Annotated in this window: 16 protein-coding genes; 11 read left to right on the forward strand and 5 right to left on the reverse strand. The window is 50.7% G+C overall.

Annotated elements, in window-relative coordinates:
• The first annotated feature begins 42 nt into the window (after nucleotides 1-42).
• Both V9K92_RS09800 and prfB read left to right on the forward strand, forming a co-directional pair.
• The gene (locus V9K92_RS09800) at nucleotides 43-2,502 is read left to right on the forward strand and encodes a penicillin-binding protein 1A (RefSeq protein ID WP_115051652.1); all 2,460 of its coding nucleotides are present in this window, start codon (nucleotides 43-45) and stop codon (nucleotides 2,500-2,502) included.
• Between the two features lie 104 nt (nucleotides 2,503-2,606).
• Nucleotides 2,607-3,735, forward strand: a protein-coding gene (gene prfB / locus V9K92_RS09805) for a peptide chain release factor 2 (protein ID WP_337353871.1) whose coding sequence is annotated in 2 segments (ribosomal slippage) — nucleotides 2,607-2,675 and nucleotides 2,677-3,735 — 1,128 coding nt in all. Because the reading frame shifts where the segments join, the coding sequence is not laid out codon by codon here.
• A 6-nt stretch (nucleotides 3,736-3,741) separates the two neighbouring features.
• Here prfB and V9K92_RS09810 read toward each other — a convergent pair.
• Complete coding sequence (locus V9K92_RS09810) at nucleotides 3,742-5,004, reverse strand: M23 family metallopeptidase (protein ID WP_337353872.1); 1,263 nt, start codon at nucleotides 5,002-5,004, stop codon at nucleotides 3,742-3,744.
• Between the two features lie 103 nt (nucleotides 5,005-5,107).
• Nucleotides 5,108-5,581, reverse strand: a complete 474-nt coding sequence (locus tag V9K92_RS09815; RefSeq protein ID WP_115052174.1) for a peroxiredoxin — start codon at nucleotides 5,579-5,581, stop codon at nucleotides 5,108-5,110.
• Nucleotides 5,582-5,689: 108 nt separating this feature from the next.
• On the opposite strand from V9K92_RS09815, the gene V9K92_RS09820 reads away from it, so the two are divergent.
• A complete protein-coding gene (locus V9K92_RS09820) occupies nucleotides 5,690-9,124 on the forward strand; it encodes a YhdP family protein (protein ID WP_337353873.1) in 3,435 nt (1,144 codons plus the stop codon).
• A 54-nt stretch (nucleotides 9,125-9,178) separates the two neighbouring features.
• Here the strand turns inward: V9K92_RS09820 and tyrS are convergent, their stop codons facing one another.
• Nucleotides 9,179-10,432: a tyrosine--tRNA ligase gene (tyrS, locus tag V9K92_RS09825; RefSeq protein ID WP_115051649.1), complete on the reverse strand. Its 1,254-nt coding sequence runs from the start codon at nucleotides 10,430-10,432 to the stop codon at nucleotides 9,179-9,181.
• A 109-nt stretch (nucleotides 10,433-10,541) separates the two neighbouring features.
• Nucleotides 10,542-11,216, reverse strand: a complete 675-nt coding sequence (locus V9K92_RS09830; protein WP_008120868.1) for an alpha/beta hydrolase — start codon at nucleotides 11,214-11,216, stop codon at nucleotides 10,542-10,544.
• Nucleotides 11,217-11,421: 205 nt separating this feature from the next.
• On the opposite strand from V9K92_RS09830, the gene V9K92_RS09835 reads away from it, so the two are divergent.
• From V9K92_RS09835 to V9K92_RS09870, 8 genes are all read left to right on the forward strand, one after another.
• The gene (locus tag V9K92_RS09835; RefSeq protein ID WP_336441851.1) at nucleotides 11,422-12,597 is read left to right on the forward strand and encodes a cysteine desulfurase family protein; all 1,176 of its coding nucleotides are present in this window, start codon (nucleotides 11,422-11,424) and stop codon (nucleotides 12,595-12,597) included.
• Nucleotides 12,598-12,763: 166 nt separating this feature from the next.
• On the forward strand, nucleotides 12,764-14,293 hold the full coding sequence (gene sufB, locus V9K92_RS09840) for a Fe-S cluster assembly protein SufB (protein WP_115051647.1): 1,530 nt from the start codon (nucleotides 12,764-12,766) through the stop codon (nucleotides 14,291-14,293).
• Nucleotides 14,293-14,502 carry a hypothetical protein gene (locus tag V9K92_RS09845; protein WP_307284406.1) on the forward strand — a complete coding sequence of 70 codons (210 nt, stop codon included), beginning with the start codon at nucleotides 14,293-14,295 and terminating at the stop codon, nucleotides 14,500-14,502. Before sufB ends, V9K92_RS09845 begins: the two co-directional genes overlap by 1 nt.
• Before the next feature lie 72 nt (nucleotides 14,503-14,574).
• A complete protein-coding gene (gene sufC, locus V9K92_RS09850; protein WP_115051645.1) occupies nucleotides 14,575-15,330 on the forward strand; it encodes a Fe-S cluster assembly ATPase SufC in 756 nt (251 codons plus the stop codon).
• 2 nt (nucleotides 15,331-15,332) lie between these two features.
• Nucleotides 15,333-16,613 carry a Fe-S cluster assembly protein SufD gene (gene sufD, locus V9K92_RS09855; RefSeq protein WP_443094455.1) on the forward strand — a complete coding sequence of 427 codons (1,281 nt, stop codon included), beginning with the start codon at nucleotides 15,333-15,335 and terminating at the stop codon, nucleotides 16,611-16,613.
• 38 nt (nucleotides 16,614-16,651) lie between these two features.
• On the forward strand, nucleotides 16,652-17,893 hold the full coding sequence (locus tag V9K92_RS09860) for a cysteine desulfurase (RefSeq protein ID WP_307286499.1): 1,242 nt from the start codon (nucleotides 16,652-16,654) through the stop codon (nucleotides 17,891-17,893).
• Nucleotides 17,893-18,294, forward strand: a complete 402-nt coding sequence (locus V9K92_RS09865) for an SUF system Fe-S cluster assembly protein (protein ID WP_370878865.1) — start codon at nucleotides 17,893-17,895, stop codon at nucleotides 18,292-18,294. The genes V9K92_RS09860 and V9K92_RS09865 overlap by 1 nt, the downstream gene beginning before the upstream one ends.
• A 661-nt stretch (nucleotides 18,295-18,955) precedes the next feature.
• Entirely contained in the window at nucleotides 18,956-19,207 is a 252-nt protein-coding gene (locus V9K92_RS09870; RefSeq protein ID WP_307284414.1) for a hypothetical protein, read from the forward strand.
• A gap of 23 nt (nucleotides 19,208-19,230) precedes the next feature.
• On the opposite strand, the gene V9K92_RS09875 is transcribed toward V9K92_RS09870, so the two are convergent.
• Entirely contained in the window at nucleotides 19,231-19,809 is a 579-nt protein-coding gene (locus V9K92_RS09875) for a hypothetical protein (protein ID WP_307284418.1), read from the reverse strand.
• Nucleotides 19,810-19,909 lie beyond the last annotated feature (100 nt).

Here is a 19,909-nt window from a genome sequence, read left to right on the forward strand (position 1 = left end):
CAATGTTAAATGCCAACTGGGTAAATTGGATTCCGGATACAGATGATACGCTTGATCGGATATTTTTTCGGAATCGGCACGGTGATGGCACTGCTGGGTGCCGCAGGCGTGGCACTTTACGTTGTCAGTATTTCCAAGGATTTGCCGGACTACGAGGTTTTGGCGAAATACGAACCGCCAGTTATGACGCGGGTTCACTCATCGGACGGGCAACTGATGGCAGAGTTTGCCCGGGAACGCCGGCTATATCTGCCAATTCAGGCAGTTCCGGACCGGGTGAAGGCCGCCTTTATCTCAGCCGAAGACAAGAATTTCTATCAGCATCCAGGTGTCGACATCAGCGGTTTGGCGCGCGCCATTGTCGTAAATATCCAGAACTGGGGTGCACGGCGTCCTGTAGGCGCTTCGACCATCACGCAACAGGTCGCCAAGAATTTTCTTCTCAGTAACGATCAGACCATTGGCCGGAAGGTCAAGGAAGCCATTCTTTCATTCCGTATTGAGCAAGCCTATTCAAAGGACCGTATTCTTGAGCTTTATCTCAATGAGATTTTCTTCGGTTTGAACTCATACGGTATCGCCGGAGCGGCGCTCACCTACTACAACAAGTCAGTCAATGAACTGACTATCGCGCAGGCAGCCTATCTTGCCGCGCTGCCAAAGGGCCCTTCGAACTATCATCCCTTCCGCCAGCCAGATCGTGCAATTGAGCGCCGAAACTGGGTTATCGATCGCATGGCTGAAAATGGCTATGTGACGATGGAAGAAGCTAAGGAAGCAAAGACTGAGCCTTTGGGTGTAACACCGCGTCACACGGGCAATTACCTCTTTGCGTCGGAGTATTTCACTGAAGAAGTGCGCCGCCAGATCATTCAACGTTATGGCGAGAATGCATTGTATGAGGGCGGACTGTCTGTCCGCACCACCCTCGATCCCAAAATGCAGGTTCAGGCACGCGCCGCATTGCAGCATGGTCTCTTCAAGTTTGACGAAGGCAAAGGCTATCGCGGCGCATATAAAACCATTTCGACAGCAGGTGATTGGGGTATTCCACTTTCCGAAATCAAAGAGTTTTCGGACGTCCCGGATTGGAAGCTAGCCGTTATTCTGGAAGTTACACCGCAGCAGGCGGTAATCGGATTGCGACCGGAACTGGATGCATCTGGCAAAGTTGTGCAGGAACGCACACAGGGCACAATCGCTGCTGATGATGTCAAATGGGCGTTCCGCATCATAGACGGTGACAAGCGCACCACTGCCAAATCGCTGGAGGGTGTGTTCAAAGTCGGCGATGTCGTATTTGTTCAGAAAAAAGAAGGCAGCGAGGCTGAATTCGATCTGCACCAAATTCCCAAGATTGAAGGTGGTGCTGTTGCGATGGATCCACATACAGGACGTGTCCTCGCAATGGTTGGCGGTTTCTCCTTCGCTCAATCTGAGTTCAATCGCGCAACGCAGGCCATGCGCCAGCCAGGTTCTTCCTTCAAGCCGTTTGTTTACTCAGCAGCGCTCGATAATGGATATACACCGGCGTCCGTGGTTCTCGACGGACCAATCTCGGTTGACCAAGGTGGAAGCCTCGGCGTTTGGGCACCGAAGAACTACAGCGGCAAATTTGCTGGACCATCGACTCTGCGCTACGGAATTGAACAGTCCCGCAATTTGATGACTGTTCGCCTTGCCCAGGACATGGGCATGAAGCTCGTTGCGGAATACGCCGAACGCTTTGGCATTTATGACAAAATGCTGCCAGTTCTGGCAATGTCACTTGGATCGGGCGAAACGACGGTCTTGCGTATGGTAACTGGCTATTCAATCATCGCCAATGGCGGTCGCAAGATCACGCCTTCCATGGTTGACCGCATTCAGGACCGCTACGGCAAGACTGTGTTCAAGCACGACGAACGCAAGTGCGAAAAGTGCTCCGCTGAACAATGGAATGGTCAGGACGAACCGGAACTGATCGATGATCGGGATCAGGTGCTCGATCCGATGACTGCTTATCAGATTACTTCCATGATGGAGGGCGTGGTCCAGCGCGGCACTGCCACTATTCTTAAGAGTCTGAACCGTCCGATTGCTGGAAAGACCGGAACGACGAATGATGAAAAAGACGCCTGGTTCATAGGCTTTACGCCTGATCTCGTTTTCGGCGTTTATCTCGGGTACGACAATCCTCAACCCATGGGACACGGTTTTACAGGTAGCGGTCTTGCTGCTCCCGTATTTAAGGCCTTTGCTGAAGCTGCCTTGAAAGATCAAAGGTCAGTTGATTTCCGGGTACCCGACGGGATGACGGTTCTGCCTATTGATCGTAAAACTGGTATGCAGGCGTCCGAAGGTGGTGCCAATGTCATAATGGAGGCTTTCAAGCCGGGTACTGGCCCAGCAGGCAGCTATTCAGTTATCGGCATGGATACTTTCTCCGAAGGTTCACCTGTTGAAGTTCAGTCACCTAACGTCAACCGGGCAATACAGGGCGGCGGCGGCGGACTCTTCTGATCCTCAATCCTTGTGTCTTGGTCGAAGTTTTCAAGACTTTACATCGCGCGGACCAGTCAATATGGTCCGCCGAAATTTGAATGAACTTTAAGGAATAATACCCCATGCGCGCCGAAATCGAGACGCTGGTCGATGAGATCAAGCAGGCCATAAGCCTGCTGAGGAGGCATCTTTGACTGGGATACTTCAATCAAACGTTTGGGTTATCTGAACCAGCTTGCAGAAGATCCTGCGCTATGGAACGACGCGCAGGAAGCACAAAAATTGATGCGTGAGCGTCAACAGGTCGAAGACAGCATCAATTCCATTCGTACATTGTCGCAAACGCTCGAAGACAATATCGAGTTGATCGCCATGGGCGAAGAGGAAGGCGACAAGTCCATTGTCGACGAAGCTGAGGCCGCTATCCGCGACATTAAAACCGAAGTCGACAGGCGTCAGATTGATACACTCCTGTCAGGCGAGGCCGATGCCAACGATACCTATGTCGAAGTGCATTCCGGTGCCGGTGGTACCGAAAGCCAGGACTGGGCTAATATGCTTTTGCGCATGTATACGCGCTGGGCGGAACGCAAGGGCTATAAGGTGGAATTGCTGGAAGTTCATTACGGGGAAGAAGCAGGTATTAAATCTGCGACAATTCTCGTTAAGGGACACAATGCCTATGGTCTCATGAAGACAGAGTCGGGTGTGCACCGGCTGGTCCGTATTTCGCCTTACGATTCGAATGCACGTCGGCATACTTCGTTCTCCAGCATTTGGGTCTACCCCGTTGTTGACGATAATATCGACATCGCGGTTACGGAAGCAGATGTGCGCATCGACACATATCGTGCGTCTGGTGCCGGAGGCCAGCACGTAAACACCACTGATTCCGCAGTGCGTATCACGCATATTGCCACTGGAATCGTTGTGCAGTGTCAGGCTGAACGTTCGCAGCATAAGAACCGCGCAACCGCATGGTCAATGTTGCGCGCGCGGCTCTATGAAGCTGAATTGGAGAAGCGCGAACAAGCAGCTGACGCCATTTCCGCTTCGAAAACCGATATTGGTTGGGGGCATCAAATTCGCTCATACGTTCTTCAGCCTTATCAATTGGTGAAGGATCTGCGCACAGGCGTTGAAAGCACCAGTCCTCAGGATGTGCTAGACGGCGAAGTCGATATGTTCATGGAAGCCGCACTTGCGCACCGGGTGCATGGTACCGATGTCGAAGTGGAAGATATCGCCTAAGGATTACTATAGATCGGCTGCAATCTGGCGGCCGATGCTGAGAAAGCTGGCTGGGTTTACAGCATTACCGCTTTTGCGGACTTCGTAGTGAAGGTGAGGGCCAGTCGATCGCCCGGTGCTGCCAGCTTTGCCAATGACATCGCCGATATTGACTTGTTGCCCAGGTGCTACAAGAATCTGGCTCAAGTGGCCATAGCGCGTCGAAAGACCATTATCGTGGTCGAGATCAATCATGTTACCATAACTGCTATTATAATCGGCAGCAGTAACTGTTCCCTTGGCCGTGGCATAGACAGAACTTCCACTTGCCGCTCGAAAATCCATGCCGGAATGGAATGCCAATAGCCCGAGCAGGGGGTCTCTGCGGATACCGAATGAGCTGGAAACCGGCATGCCTGGTACAGGATGAGCGATGGGAGTTGAGTTCGCCAGTGTTTTAGCTTGCTCGAGCTCTACAAGCGCAGCATCAAGATCAGAAATATTTGACTCAAAATCGGTAGCCTGGCTCGCATTTGCCAGGATCAACGGCCCTCCGGTGCCAGCCCGCTCGCCGAGCGCAGGAGAGGTTATACCTGCATTTGCAAGTGCGCCTTTAATTGAATTCGCGCGTTCATAAGCCTTAATTGATAATGCCTGCACCCGCTTGGCTTGAAGTGTTTCAAGTTTACCAAGTGAATAATCAACACGGTCGAATAACAGCTCAGCCTTATCAACGCCAAGCTTTGACGGCTTATCTTGAGTCGGGACGATCTTCCGGCTCGTTGTCGTTGGACCTGTAATAATGGGATCAATTCCATAATATCCATCGGATTCTTCTGAATCAATGCCAGGAACAGTGTTGTCGGCCCGAAGTTGTAAGGGTAGGCTTTCGCTCGCGCGTTGGAGCACAGGTGCCAAACGATTATTCTGTTCGCTCAATATTTTCTGGCGATCAATGAGTTCGCTTATTTTGCCTTCCATAAGCTTCTGATCGAGCATTTGGCGGCTTGTTACCCGATCCAGCTGCGTTCGAAGCGCAGCGATGCGATCCTCATAAGCCTGTTGCAGACGTGCTTGGCGTGCAACACTGCCGTGGATCAGGTCGTCACGAAAGACCAGATAGGATGTGGCCAACAGATAGCAAGCAGCCAGTCCGATCGCGAGGGTCCCCACCGCAATCGTCATCCAAGGTTTCAAAGTGAAATGGCGAATGGTATCGCCCCGCGCGACAATAATCGTGTGGGGCTCATTTGCACCGTTGAAGATACGTTGATTTTGAAGTTTCTTCACTGCGGCTACACCATTGTTAGCAGCTTCAATCTTTCAATTATTAGACTTCAGTAAGGTTAATAAACTCTAATAAAGTGCAAGATATCAATGCTTTCGATGGCTGTCAGGCAATGAGAGCCTTGGTTTCTTGCAATACTTCGGCTGCGTGACCAGGAACTTTGACCTTGTTCCAAATTTTTGCGATTTTGCCGTCGGCACCAATGAGAATTGTTGTACGTTCGACTCCCATATATTTGCGGCCATACATGCTTTTCTCAACCCAGAGGCCATATGCATCAACAATCTTTTTGTCTTCATCCGCGACCAGAGCGATTTTCAGATCGTGCTTGGCGATAAACTTGTCGTGTTTTTTAACGGGGTCAGGCGACATGCCGATGACCTTTGCTCCCAACTTTTCAAATTCGGTTTTCAGTCCAGAAAATTCAATGGCTTCTTGTGTACAGCCGCTGGTATCATCCTTGGGATAAAAGTACAGAACCACAGGGCCGCCGCGTAGAGCTGACAATGTGATCGCGCCACCACCATCTTTCGGCAACGTAAAATCCGGAGGTGTGTTACCAATTTCGAGAATTGTCATAGGAATGCCTTTCTTTGATTCTTGTGTGCAGTCTTCAATTACGCAACTATAGCGAGGTACGGGAATCATCTACGGTTTCCCAATTGATTCCTCAATTGGCTTGGGAATTTGACAGAGAAACCGGAAAAAGTCCGCTTTACAAAGCGTGATTTCACTAAGCTGCACAAGCACCCGTCTGCCAGCACTCAAGCTCAGGCGCCTGTTGCCACTTTGCGCCGGCGATCGCTTCTGCACAAGCTCACAAGTGCTTGTATTTCCTTTATTATTCTTTTCGCTGTGCTTGCTGGGATAGCATTTGCAGTGCTGCTTGCCGGTATAGGCGGAGAAGCCCTGACACAGCGTGCCGAACAAGCTCTGAAATCGGTCGCAGGTCCCGACGCGTATGCGACAATCCAGTCAGCGCAAATCTCACTTGATCAGCGCCGGCATGTGGCTTTGGAAGCTCGCAATGTCAATATTACCGATAACAAGCGCGGGATCGCGATCAGTAATGTGCGCGCGGTGCGTATTGGTCTGGCGACCTTGCCCTTGCTTCAGGGCAAGGTGCGCGTGCAACGTTTGGAGCTCGAAGGCGCTCAAATAAAGGTAACGTCACACGCGCCGTTCGATTTCATGAGCCTTGTTCCCAAGGATGAACGCGGACTTATTGATCTGGACGGAGCAGCGGCGGCGATTTTTACCGGTCTGGAAAGCGCAGTATCATTGCTTGATCAACGTGAGACGCGGGATATTTCCATCTTGGATACTGCGTTTGACTTCACTTTAGCCGGTGAATCAAAGCGCTTGCGCATAGTAAAGCTTGATCTGTCAGAGACCGGAGGCCCTGTGTCCATCGAGGGAATTGTCGAGTGGGAAGGCAAAGAGATTGAAGTATCTGCGCAGGCGAAGAGGTCAGCTACCGGTGGAAAAATCGAGGCTTTCTCACTGGCAATCAACAAGATCCCGCTGGCCGCAAAGCTCGGAACCGCGCCCGTCCCGGATATTGATGGGATCAAGCCGGACGGAGCTTACCTTTCTTACGACAATGTTTCCGATCTGAAGCTTGATGGTATCGCAGCAAATGCCACCGGGTCAGCAAGACTCTGGGGAACTGTCAATATTGGAGAAGGACCTGTCACTATAGGCAATGTTGATGACATGACCGTTGCCTCTGTCATTGCGTTTGAACACGTCTCCGGTTCGGATAAAATCGAGATAAAACCTTCGAGACTTCATTTTGGTGCTTTTGACGGCGTGCTCGAAGGAGCGATCGGACCAGAGCCAGCTAAAATAGACGGCAGTGCCGCCTCGAACCCCGGTTACCGGTTCGAGCTTGTAACAGAACGGGCCAAATCCGCACCACAGGATTCGACCGAACAACCACTGATCTTCAATGCCAGGGTCGCTGGCCGATATGATCCCACAGTGAAACGGCTGGATGTTTCCGAAATTGCTGTTCGCAGTAATGATGAAAGCGAACTTTACGGACAGGCAGGAGCAACGTTCGGGCAGGGGTCGCCTGCCATGAATTTAAATTTGCGAATTCCCCAAATGCCCGTTTCGCAGGTTAAGCAATTATGGCCGATTTGGGCGGCTACCGGAGCACGGCGTTGGGTTCTCGACAACCTTTTCGGCGGCACAGCGAAAGATGGTCGTATTGATGTCGCATTCCAGGCAGGGCACTTTGACGGTCCTGGAAAACCTCCACCTTTAACCAAAGATGAGGTTCAGGTTGATTTTGCTGTTGAGCATTCGCGGTTTGATATTGTCGGCGACTTGCCGCCGGTGCGCGATGCCAATGGAAAGATTAGCGTGCGTGGTGCCTATACAACCATCACGCTTGAAAAGGGATCGTCCTTCACGCCGAATAATCGAGAGGCGCGGATCATTAATGGCAAGCTTATCATTCCGTGGGGTCCGCAAAGGCCAGTATTGTCAGAGCTTGATCTTAATCTGGAGGGGGATGCCTCTGCTGTTGCCGAAATTATTGGTTTCAAGCCAATAAATGGTTTGAAAAGTCTGCCTTTTGGTCCGGACGACATCAAAGGCAATGTGAAGTCACATGTATTGGTAACATTTCCAGTCACCAGGCATTCGCCGCCAGGTAGTCTTAAATGGTCCGCGGATATGCAACTGTCCGATATCTCGATCGGAAAGAAAATCGATGGCCAAAAGGTAGATAATGCCAATGGCAGCTTGTTTGTTACCCAGTCGGAAGCGCGTATAGATGCAGAGGCGGAGCTCAACGGTGTGCCAGCTGAAATCGAGCTTTTCGAGCCTTTGGGCGATAACACCGCCCAACGTGAACAGAAAGTTACGCTTAAGCTCGACGATAAAACCCGCAACACTCTTTTCCCGGCGCTCACCCCGCTTCTGTCTGGGCCAATTTCTGTAGATATTGAAAAAGCGCCTAATGGCTCAAAGCTCGCGGTGGCAGATTTGAGCAAGGCCGAGATCAGATTGGCGCAACTCGGCTGGACGAAGGGAGCTGGCGTCAAAGCGAGTGCAAAGTTTGCTATCAAACAGGACGGCGACAATGTGGAAATCAGCAATCTCGATGTGGCTGGAGACACATTCCGCCTCCGAGGTGATGTGAGCGTCGTCAATGGTGATCTGACAACTGCGGAATTCAGTACAGCTAAACTCAATCGCGGCGATGATGTTGCAGTGAAAGTTACGCGGACCCAGTATGGTTATCGTGTCGATGTGAAAGGCGATACATTCGACGCAAGACCTCTGCTCAATCAGATTACCGAGCGAAAACAGCGTGGCGAAAGCGCCAATGCGGGCGGTAAACAACGTATTCTGGTCAATGCAGACATAGGTTCTGTTACCGGATTTTATTCAGAAGATCTCAGCAACGTGTCGCTGTCTTATGAGGGGGTGGGGACCGCTGTTTCCGGCCTCGCGTTCAACGCATCGACGAAGGCCGGTCGAAAGATATTTGCGGCTGACAGCTCCGAAAGCGGTTCCCGCTCCATAAGTCTGCAGTCGAAGGATGCCGGTGCCGTGCTCCGTTTCTTTGGCTTTTACGACAAGATGCAGGGTGGCGATATCAATGTAACGCTGGATTCTAAAGGCGATGGGCCGTTGCGCGGTCAAATTGATGCGCGAAATTTCACGCTGGTCAACGAGCCAAGACTGGCAAGCCTTGTGTCGTCTTCTCCTAACGGAGCAAGTCTCAATGAGGCAGTGAAAAAGAATATCGATGTTTCGACAGTTACATTCGAGCGCGGTTTCTCCCAAATCGAAAAGGGAGAAAACTATATTAACTTGGCAAACGGGGTTATCCGCGGCTCCACTATCGGAACGACTTTTCAAGGTGTATTAAGCGATCCCAGCGGAAATATGGCTCTCACGGGTACCTTCATGCCAGCCTATGGCCTTAATCGTATATTTGGCGACTTGCCCGTATTGGGTTTGTTTCTAGGGAATGGTCGTGATCGGGGCTTGATAGGCATCACCTACAAATTGGTGGGGCCTCTGAAGCAACCTCAGATCATCGTCAACCCGATTTCGGTAATTGCACCGGGTATTTTCCGCTCAATATTCGAGTTTCAATAGTTTTCCTCGAAGTTTGTGCGTGACTTTGAACACGCACAAACATCGGCATTTTACTTACGCTGGGCGAACCAGAATATGCTTCTTCTTGCCGAGCGATAATTTGATTACGCCATCAGTCGTCACTTCGGATGCTCCGACTTGGAGTTTTTCGTCTGAGACGCTCACATCATTCACACGTACGGCACCGCCTTGAACATGGCGGCGCGCTTCACCGTTTGATGCTGCGAGGCCAGCTTTAACCAGAAGGGTGAGAATGCCCACTCCAGTTTCCAAGTCGCTGGCAGCGACTTCGACAGTCGGCAGATTGGTTGCCAGCGCACCTTCTTCGAAAGTTTTGCGAGCAGTCTCAGCCGCATCTTGGGCTGCTTGTCTGCCATGCAACAAAGCCGTAATTTCCGTTGCAAGAACTTTCTTAGTTTCGTTGATTTCCGCACCACCCAACGCCCCGAGCCGTTCAATTTCATCAAGTGGTAAGGTCGTGTAAAGCTTGAGAAAGCGGGTTACGTCGGCGTCTTCTGTGTTACGCCAATACTGCCAGAAATCGTATGGGCTAAGCAGGTCCGCGTTCAGCCAGATCGCACCATTCATCGATTTGCCCATTTTGGCACCCGAAGAAGTGGTCAACAAAGGTGAGGTCAAGGCATATAGCTGCGGCGTGCCAAGGCGATGGCCCAGATCAATGCCATTGACAATATTTCCCCACTGATCCGAGCCGCCCATCTGTAATCGAAGTCCGTACCGCTTGTTAAGCTCGACAAAGTCATAGGCTTGCAAAATCATGTAGTTGAATTCGAGGAATGAAAGCGATTGTTCACGATCAAGCCGCTGTTTGACAGAGTCGAACGACAACATGCGGTTGACGGAAAAATGCTGACCCACATCACGCAGGAACTCAAGGTAGTTGAGAGGCATCAGCCATTCAGCATTATTGACCATAAGGGCATCCTGCGGGCCGTCGCCAAAATTCAGGTAATTGGTAAAAACCTGTTTGATGCCGTTAATATTGTTTTGGATAATTTCAGGCGTCATCAGTTTGCGCGCTTCATCCTTAAACGAAGGGTCGCCAACCATACCTGTGCCACCACCCATCAGCGCGACAGGTCTGTGCCCCGTCTTCTGCATCCAATGCAGCATCATGATCTGAATCAAACCGCCCGCATGCAGGCTGGAAGCTGTAGGATCAAAGCCGATATAAGCCGATACAGTTTCCTTGGTGAACAGTGCATCCAGACCCGCATCATCGGAGGTCTGATGGATGAACCCACGCGTGGAAAGCGTATGCAAGAATTCGGATTTGAAGGCAGACATAGATTTATTCCTGATTAGATCGGCGCTGCGAAAGAAGCGCTACGAGGCGTCTGTGCTTTTTGGGCAATGTGTGACGCGCCCGAATTTTCAGGGCGCGTCATCTAGTGGCTTAACGTAGACGTTTAGGCTTGGCTTCGACCAATTCCCCATTGAGGCGACGGTCGAGATAGTCAGAGCATTCAGCAATAACTTCATCAGTCATGCCGGAAAAGAAGTGGTTTGCTCCAACCATCGTTTTCTGAGTGATGGTTATGCCTTTTTGCGTCTTCAGCTTGTCAACCAGCCCTTGTACATCCTTGGGTGGTGCGACCTTGTCCTGATCGCCATGGAGAATCAGACCGGATGAGGGGCAGGGCGCCAGGAACGAGAAGTCATAGGTATTGGGTTGCGGCGCAACGGAGATAAAACCTTCGATTTCAGGACGGCGCATAAGTAACTGCATGCCAATCCAGGCGCCGAAAGAATAACCCGCAACCCAGCATGTTTTTGAGTCCGGATGTAGGGATTGCACCCAATCAAGCGCTCCTGCAGCGTCAGACAGTTCGCCAGAACCATGATCGAATTCACCTTGGCTGCGCCCAATGCCACGAAAGTTAAACCGCAGTGTCGTAAAACCGCGCTGCTGAAACATGTAGAAAAGATCATAGACGATCTTATTATTCATCGTGCCGCCAAACTGCGGATGCGGATGCAGGATGATGGCTATAGGAGCATTTTTTTCCATAGAAGGCTGATAGCGGCCCTCAAGGCGTCCCGCAGGTCCATTGAAAATTACTTCAGGCATGTATACTCCAGTCTTCGCCAACGGATGCTTCTTGACCAGCCGGGCTTGACGGCAATCAATAGCGCCCATAAAACCAGTTTAGAACCGTTCAAAACTGGTGTAGAAACTATATCGAAGCGGCTTAATAGGCTGGTCTGAGGTGCAATTTCAAGAAAATTGCGCTTTAAGACCACATTGATCGCAAAAGAACAGGATTTGACCGCGTATGGCCCGCAACCGCGCCTATTTCGACTACAATGCTAGCGCCCCGCTGATAACAGCTGCGCGCGATGCAATTGTCGATGCGCTGGCATTGCCGGGTAACCCTTCATCGGTACATATGGAGGGCCGTGCCGCTAAAGCAACTCTGCAAGCTGCCCGACACGACGTGGCAGGACTCGTAAACGCCAAACCTGATCATGTATTCTTTACATCGGGGGCAACCGAGGCAGCTTCAACCCTTCTAACACCGCAATATTTGATGGGACGTGCAGAAATGCGCCTGTCCAAACTATATGTCAGTGCGAGCGAGCATCCTTGCATACTTGCTGGTGGTCGGTTTGCAGCGGAACAGATTGAAATTATCCCCGTTGACGGCAGGGGCTTGTTGAATCGTGATCGGTTGCGGGAACTTTTGGCACTTCATGATCGCAACGAAGGCTTGCCTTTAGTGGCCGTACAAGCAGCCAATAATGAAACCGGTGTTTTGCAACCAATTGCAGAAATCGGCGCTCTGGTAAAGCAGTTCGGCGGTGTATTTGTCGTGGATGCCGTCCAGGCTGCTGGTCGAATTGCATTAGATATTACAACGAGTTCCGTGGATTACTTCATTTTGTCAGCGCACAAGATTGGTGGTCCTAAAGGAATTGGGGCAATTATCGCCGTGTCAGACTTGATCATGCCCAAGCCGCTGATACGTGGTGGAGGGCAAGAAAAAGGGCATCGTGCCGGAACTGAAGCCTTGACGTTGATTGTTGGCTTTGCAGCTGCTGCGCGAATTGCGCGCGAGCGCCTTGAGCAGGGCGGTTGGCCCGTTTTACAGCGGGATAAGATTGAGCGTGGTATTCGTGTCATTGCTCCAAATGCAATAATCTACGGTTCGGATGTAGAACGGCTCCCGAATACGACCTTCTTTTCCTTGCCACACGCCAAAGCAGAAACGGTGCAAATAGCTTTTGATCTGGCAGGGATCGCCTTATCTGCGGGCTCTGCGTGCTCATCCGGTAAAGTTGGCCCTAGTCACGTTCTGGCAGCCATGGGGCATGGCGACGGTACCGGAGGGATTCGTGTGTCTACCGCGCCGGACACGGATGATGATGACATCGAATTATTTCTCGACGCGCTGAAGAAAATCGTTATTCGAAGCGACCGTTCGGGAACCGCCGCTGCTGATGCAGCATAAAAATTTCAATTATTGACGTTTTTCGTCGATAGTTGCAAAAAATCCGGTAAATGCCGGTGTTAAATCGTGCGAATGCACATTACATAAAGGCAAATATTCAAGACGACATACTGCCTTGACGTTTGCAACTGCGGGACCTTGAACCCCGCGAGGATGGAGAACGCCAATGCCTGCAGTGCAGGAAACCATTGATCGGGTCCGTACGCTTGACGTGGACCAATATAAGTATGGCTTTGAAACGCTTATCGAAATGGATAAAGCGCCAAAGGGTCTGAACGCGGACATTATCCGGTTCATCTCAGCCAAGAAAAATGAGCCAGAATGGATGCTGGAATGGCGCCTTAAAGCCTATGAGCGTTGGTTGACGATGGAAGAGCCCACATGGGCCCGGGTCAACTATCCCAAGATCGATTTTCAGGACATGGTTTACTACGCCGGTCCGAAGAATCAGACAGGCCCCACCTCGCTTGCTGAAGTCGACCCGGAGCTTCTGCGTACCTATGAAAAATTAGGTATTCCGCTGAAGGAGCAGGAAATCCTAGCCGGTGTCCGCAAGGTCGGTGAACCAAGCCCAAGCGATGAAGACGAAGAAGCCAGTGACAACGTTTATAAATCAGGCCGCGTTGCAGTTGATGCCGTGTTCGACAGCGTCTCTGTTGTAACGACATTTAAGGCCGAGCTGGCAAAAGCGGGTGTCATCTTCTGTTCCATTTCCGAAGCCATTCGTGAGCATCCGGAACTGGTAAAGAAGTATCTTGCCACGGTCGTACCTGTCTCGGATAATTTTTATGCGACGCTGAATTCGGCGGTCTTCACGGATGGTTCGTTTGTCTATGTACCCAAGGGTGTGCGTTGCCCGATGGAACTTTCCACTTATTTCCGTATTAACGAACGCGATACAGGCCAGTTCGAACGTACATTGATCATCGCCGAGGAAGGCGCATACGTGTCCTATCTGGAAGGATGCACCGCACCGCAACGTGACGAAAACCAGTTGCATGCCGCAGTTGTCGAACTGATTGCACTGGACGATGCCGAGATCAAATACTCAACCGTCCAGAATTGGTTTCCGGGCGATGCGGAAGGCAAGGGTGGCATTTACAACTTCGTCACCAAGCGTGGTGATTGCCGCGGTGTCAATTCCAAGATTTCCTGGACGCAGGTTGAGACGGGCTCAGCGATCACTTGGAAATATCCGTCAGTTATTCTACGCGGTGATAATTCTCGCGGCGAATTCTATTCGATTGCGGTTTCCAATGGCCATCAGCAGATCGATAGCGGCACCAAGATGTTGCATCTTGGTAAAAACACATCAAGCCGCATCATCTCTAAAGGCATTTCCGCAGGTAAGTCTAACAATACCTATCGCGGTCAAGTTTCCGCCCATCGCAAGGCTGAAAACGCGCGTAACTTTACCCAGTGTGACTCGCTGCTGATCGGCAATGATTGCGGTGCGCATACGGTGCCATATATCGAAGCGAAAAATGCGACGGCTCAGTTCGAGCATGAAGCCACAACGTCGAAAATTTCCGAAGATGCGTTGTTCTATGTGATGCAACGCGGCATTCCCGAGGAAGAGGCGATTGCCTTGATCGTTAATGGTTTTGTCAAGGAAGTCATTCAGGAATTGCCGATGGAGTTCGCCGTTGAGGCCCAAAAACTGATCGGTATCAGTCTCGAGGGGAGCGTCGGATAATGGCCGTAACCGTCACGAAGGAAGAACTGGATCGGCTACGCAAGCGCTATAAAGAGCTTGGCGATGTCATCGATGAACTGACCGATACGCTCGGTCGGGCTTCCACCGCGACGGAACGTGTCCTCGAACCGGAACTGATGAGAGCTCGCAAGGAGCTTGTTTCGGTGGTCGAGCGCCTCAAAAGCTTAAGTGGCGAAAGTTCGTCATAGCTCGGCGCCGACTACCATAAAATTTAACTGGGATCATGAGTGTGGATCCACGGAATATCAAAGGGTACTAAAATGCTGGAAATCAGAAATCTCCATGCGAAGATCGCAGACACAGATACCGAAATCATTCGCGGTCTTAATTTGACGGTGAAGGCTGGTGAAGTTGCGGCCATCATGGGACCGAACGGGTCGGGTAAGTCAACTTTGTCCTATATTCTTGCTGGCCGTGACGATTATGAAGTTACTGAAGGCGATATTCTTTATAATGGCGAGTCCATTCTGGAACTTGATCCAGCCGAGCGTGCCGCAAAAGGCATCTTTCTGGCATTCCAGTATCCGATGGAAATACCTGGCGTAGCAACGATGGAATTCCTGAAAGTTGCTCTGAACTCGCAGCGCAAGGCGCGCGGTGAAGAGCCTTTGAAGATTCCTGAATTCATTTCACGTGTTAAAACAGCAGCTGGATCGCTCGACATGGATCTGGCAATGCTCAAGCGTCCCCTGAATGTTGGTTTTTCGGGCGGTGAGAAAAAGCGTGCTGAAATCCTGCAGATGAAACTGTTGGAGCCAAAGCTTTGCGTGCTCGATGAAACAGACTCTGGGCTTGACATTGATGCACTGAAGATCGTGTCCGACGGCGTGAATGCACTACGCTCGCCTGATCGGGCCGTGATAGTTATTACCCACTATCAGCGTCTGCTCGACTATATCGTGCCAGACAGCGTGCACGTGCTTTACAAAGGCCAGGTCATCAAGTCTGGCGACAAGAATCTTGCACTTCATCTCGAAGAGAATGGCTACGCCGATATCATCGGTGAGGCCGCTTGAGGATTGATGTCATGAATGTTCACACAGGGCGTCAGCCCACTGCAGCGGAATCGGCTTTGGTCGACGCTTTTGTTGATCGCATGGGTGAGTTGCCTGGCGATGCCGAGGTTGTTAGTGCTCGCGATAACGCAATCGAGGCTTTGAAGACGCAAGGATTGCCATCAAGGCGCGTCGAAGCTTGGCATTATACCGATCTTCGCACTTTGTTACGCGGCATACCTGACTATGATTCATCCGCGGGTAGCGCGGCCCTACCTTCGGTTATCGCAGGATCATTAGTAGCAACCGTTTCAAACGGTACTGCGTTGAACGCCCCGAAGATTGATTCTGTCACGTTCACGAAGTTCAGCGAGTTACTCGCCAATGGTTCCGCGATACGGCATCTGGCTATTCGGGATGGCGATGACGCTATTGGTCAGATCAACGCAGCTTATGTCACTGACGGTTGGAACATCATTGTTGACGATGGCGTGGAACTCGAAGCGCCATTAGAGATACAAAATGCGCAGCTTCGCGGGCAGGGCCATGTTCGTTTTCCGGTTCAATTCGGAAAAGGCGTCAAGGCTACAGTCATAGAGCGCCAGACCGGCGGCGATGGCGAAGGATTTTCGACAAGCGTCAGTAATTTGACTGTTGCTGATGATGCGGAAGTAAACTGGATCATTTTGCGTGAACAGGGTGCCAATGCAACGCAGTTGGCGCAATTAACGGCGACGCTTGGCAGCAATTCAAAGCTTACACTCTATGTTGTTAATGCAGGTGGTAAGCTCGTACGCCAGGAAGTGCATGTGCTGGTAAAAGGCGAAGGCTCTGATTTCCAGTTGCGCGGCGTAAACCTCCTTGCCGGCGATACGCACACCGACGTTACTATGACGCTGGGTCATTTGGTTGAAAATACGACTTCGGTGCAGGTTGTTCGCAACGTTGTTACGGATCGTGCTCGCGGTGTGTTTCAGGGTCAGATTAAAGTGAACAGGATCGCCCAGAAGACCGATGCACGCATGGCGTGCAATACCCTTCTGTTATCCGATGACGGCGAGTTTGATGCAAAGCCTGAACTTGAAATCTTCGCTGATGATGTCGCTTGCGGTCATGGTGCAACTGTCACTGAAATCGATGGTAATCATCTGTTCTATCTAAAAGCGCGCGGAATACCTGAAAATGAAGCGCGTGGACTTTTGATCAAAGCTTTCGTTGCTGAGATTATTGAAGAACTTGAAAGCGAAGCATTGGTAGAAGCGCTTGAAGCAATTCTCGACAAATGGCTGAGCGCGCATATCTGATCGATAACGCGACAATCCCAAGGACAAGTGCAGCGATCATGGATACGAAGATCATCAATAGCGGGTATGATGTAGACGCGATCCGTAGGGATTTTCCGATCCTATCGCGTGAAGTCTATGGCAAGCCACTCGTCTATCTTGACAATGGCGCTTCGGCACAAAAACCGCGGGCCGTTATCGATACGATCTCACAGACCTACTCCAATGAATATTCTAACGTGCATCGGGGGCTGCATTTTCTCTCTAACGCTACCACCGACGCATATGAAAAAGCACGGGAAAGTGTCCGGCGTTTTATAAATGCCGCATCGGTTGACGAGATCATCTTCACGAAGTCAGCCACTGAAGCCATCAACACAGTGTCTTATGGTTACGGTATGCCAAATATCGGCGAGGGCGACGAGATCGTTCTGTCGATAATGGAGCATCATTCGAATATTGTTCCTTGGCATTTCATTCGTGAGCGGCAAGGCGCCAAACTTGTGTGGGTACCGGTCGATGAACAGGGCGCGTTTCACGTCGAAGAATTTGAGAAGCGTCTGACGGATCGTACCAAGCTGGTCGCTATTACGCATATGTCGAATGTGCTGGGAACCGTAACGCCGATCAAAGATATTGTGCGTATCGCCCACGCGCGAGGCATTCCGGTTCTTGTCGACGGTAGTCAGGGCGCCGTGCATTTGCCGGTCGACGTCCAGGAGCTCGGTTGCGATTGGTATATTTTCACAGGCCATAAGATTTATGGTCCGTCCGGTATCGGCGTGCTTTACGGCCGCAAACAGATACTCGAATCGATGCGACCGTTTCAGGGCGGAGGCGAAATGATTGAGGAGGTGACTGAGGATTATGTCACCTATAATCATCCGCCGCACCGTTTTGAGGCCGGTACGCCACCGATAGCGCAGGCGATCGGGCTTGGCGCGGCAATTGAATATGTCGAGAAAATTGGACGCCATGCCATTTTGGCACATGAAGAAGATCTGCGCGACTATGCCCACCAACGGCTGCGCGAGATCAATTCGCTGCGTATTTTTGGCGATGCCAAAGACAAAGGTGCCATTATCTCATTTGAGCTTCAGGGCATTCACGCGCACGATGTGTCGATGGTTATTGACCGTGCCGGTGTGGCTGTCCGTGCGGGAACGCATTGCGCGCAGCCGCTCTTGAAACGCTTCGGCGTAACCTCCACATGCCGTGCATCGTTTGCAATGTACAATACCAGAGACGAGATCGATGTTCTCGCCGATGCGCTTGAAAAAGCGCGAAAGTTTTTTGGGTGATGATCATGACCGATAAAGTCGAAACAGAAAATGTGGCCCTCGAAGCCGCGCCGATAGTCGACTCGGAACCAGTCTCTGCCATTCCTGCCGACGAATTGGCGCGCATGACAGATGATGTTATTGGCGCCTTAAAAACTGTCTACGATCCGGAAATTCCCGCCGATATTTATGAACTCGGCCTCGTCTATAAGATTGATATCGAAGATGATCGTTCGGTGAAAATTGAGATGACGCTTACCGCGCCGGGCTGCCCGGTTGCCGGTGAAATGCCTGGCTGGGTACAAGATGCAGTCAGCGCCGTAGAGGGCGTGAGTTTTGTCGACGTAACGATGACGTTCGATCCACCATGGACGCCAGATCGGATGTCTGAAGAAGCCCAAGTCGCCGTTGGTTGGTATTAATAAGCAGTCTTTATTTTTCAACGAGTTAGACTAAAGTCTGGCTGGAATCAGCTTATTCTTTTCGATACATTACATTATTCCCGGAACAGAAATTTTCGTTCTGATTTATCCATTTTTGCTGCTTATTTTACAGTGGAATAAGAATGTTTGATGGTGTGTCTGTGGCTCGGATCCTTTTGGTCTCCGTTAGCCTCTCATTCATAATAAAAGCGTGTTGGCACAGCCACGAATTATCTGAGATATTAAATGCGGCAGATATTGCGGGCCTGTCGGACGGGCGCTGCACGTTGACCCTTTTGGCCGACGTGGCAAAGGAGCGGAAAAAACTGTTGCGCGAGACCTTGGTTTCAATGGGTTTGGCTAGCGCCGCTGTCATTACAGCAACAATATTATACTGTTATTTCGATTGATGGGCGCGATTATACCGCGCCAATGGCCCCGATCTGTGGCACTCTCTCCTATAAATTTCTGAACTTTCAACGAATTCATAAATCGTTTTAATGAGCCGCGTGCAGGGTATTAGACTATAGGCGTACGACTAAGGTACGGATTGTTACTGCAAATATTCCATTCTATTGCAACCAGCAGATGAGAGCGAATGTCATGCAAGGACATTTCTCTTTTAAGAGCTGCACTGTTTGTGGTTGTTGGAGCGATAGTGATGACCAGTTATGTAACCTTAGCGAATATCAATTTTTTGATCACAATTTTCTTCGGTTGCTTCGTGCTGCAAGCGCTGTGGTATCGCCGAACTCTCGCTAGAAATGGCTGGGTCGGTGCTTCGGGCGCTCATGGCATCCAGCGTTTGATCATGGTGAATAGTAGCCGTGCAGTGATGAAGGACAGAAAAAATCGCACCATCGACCTGCTTAGTATTGCTGCGATTATCGGAGCGGTAATCTGCTTCATCTAATCCACGAAAAAGAGTGCCGGAATTCAAGGGGCTTCACAACCTTCCGGCACACTTTCTTCCATGCTTTTTTCGGACTTTTGCAGCGTGCCGTCTATCAATGAAAGCGGCACGAATGGAACGCCCTGTATGGCAGGGTTCGCAAGCTTTAGTCGATAGCAACCGTAAAAGACTTTGATTGAGCCGTCTTTCTCTTCGGATTTTACCGCAATCGGTTGGCTCCAATAGGCTGATCCTGCAGCACCTTCGCCTTCCACCTTTCCAAACTGAACCGTCACCGATTTGGTATTTTCATATCCAGCCTGAAACTGTGGAAATGGCTGGGGAGGGCTTTCAGGTAAGTAATAGCTGTACGCTCTCGCATATTCTTGTCGATTGATAGCATTGTAGTAGGATTTGATGAGAGTTTCCGGCGTGCTTCGATTATCCAGGTATTCGGAGGGCGTCTGAGTTGGACTCAGTGCCGTTTCGATTTTGGAAGGTGTGTCAGACACCGCAGGTGTTTCGCTGCTTGCGGCAGGTGCTTTTGGTTCCTGTGCAATAACTGGAGCCGTGTGGAGAGCCAGCATTGCAATGCCGATAAGGACACAATAACGATTTTTCATGGTCATTGCCTTCCGTTTGTCTGTTTTCGAGCCCATGCCTATTGTGAACACTTGCAGTGACGTCCGTGTAACACTAATTATAGTGGCAGGTGATTGTTGC

Source organism: Phyllobacterium sp. CCNWLW109 (assembly GCF_037203905.1).
Classification (GTDB): domain Bacteria; phylum Pseudomonadota; class Alphaproteobacteria; order Rhizobiales; family Rhizobiaceae; genus Phyllobacterium; species Phyllobacterium ifriqiyense.

What these genes read in the sequence shown, in the direction of transcription:
- V9K92_RS09800 (WP_115051652.1), top strand. Translation starts at nt 43, where the DNA reads ATGATACGCTTGATCGGATATTTTTTCGGAATCGGCACGGTGATGGCA.
- V9K92_RS09815 (WP_115052174.1), bottom strand. Translation starts at nt 5,581, where the DNA reads ATGACAATTCTCGAAATTGGTAACACACCTCCGGATTTTACGTTGCCG.
- tyrS (WP_115051649.1), bottom strand. Translation starts at nt 10,432, where the DNA reads ATGTCTGCCTTCAAATCCGAATTCTTGCATACGCTTTCCACGCGTGGG.
- V9K92_RS09830 (WP_008120868.1), bottom strand. Translation starts at nt 11,216, where the DNA reads ATGCCTGAAGTAATTTTCAATGGACCTGCGGGACGCCTTGAGGGCCGC.
- V9K92_RS09835 (WP_336441851.1), top strand. Translation starts at nt 11,422, where the DNA reads ATGGCCCGCAACCGCGCCTATTTCGACTACAATGCTAGCGCCCCGCTG.
- sufB (WP_115051647.1), top strand. Translation starts at nt 12,764, where the DNA reads ATGCCTGCAGTGCAGGAAACCATTGATCGGGTCCGTACGCTTGACGTG.
- V9K92_RS09845 (WP_307284406.1), top strand. Translation starts at nt 14,293, where the DNA reads ATGGCCGTAACCGTCACGAAGGAAGAACTGGATCGGCTACGCAAGCGC.
- sufC (WP_115051645.1), top strand. Translation starts at nt 14,575, where the DNA reads ATGCTGGAAATCAGAAATCTCCATGCGAAGATCGCAGACACAGATACC.
- V9K92_RS09860 (WP_307286499.1), top strand. Translation starts at nt 16,652, where the DNA reads ATGGATACGAAGATCATCAATAGCGGGTATGATGTAGACGCGATCCGT.
- V9K92_RS09865 (WP_370878865.1), top strand. Translation starts at nt 17,893, where the DNA reads ATGATCATGACCGATAAAGTCGAAACAGAAAATGTGGCCCTCGAAGCC.
- V9K92_RS09870 (WP_307284414.1), top strand. Translation starts at nt 18,956, where the DNA reads ATGACCAGTTATGTAACCTTAGCGAATATCAATTTTTTGATCACAATT.
- V9K92_RS09875 (WP_307284418.1), bottom strand. Translation starts at nt 19,809, where the DNA reads ATGAAAAATCGTTATTGTGTCCTTATCGGCATTGCAATGCTGGCTCTC.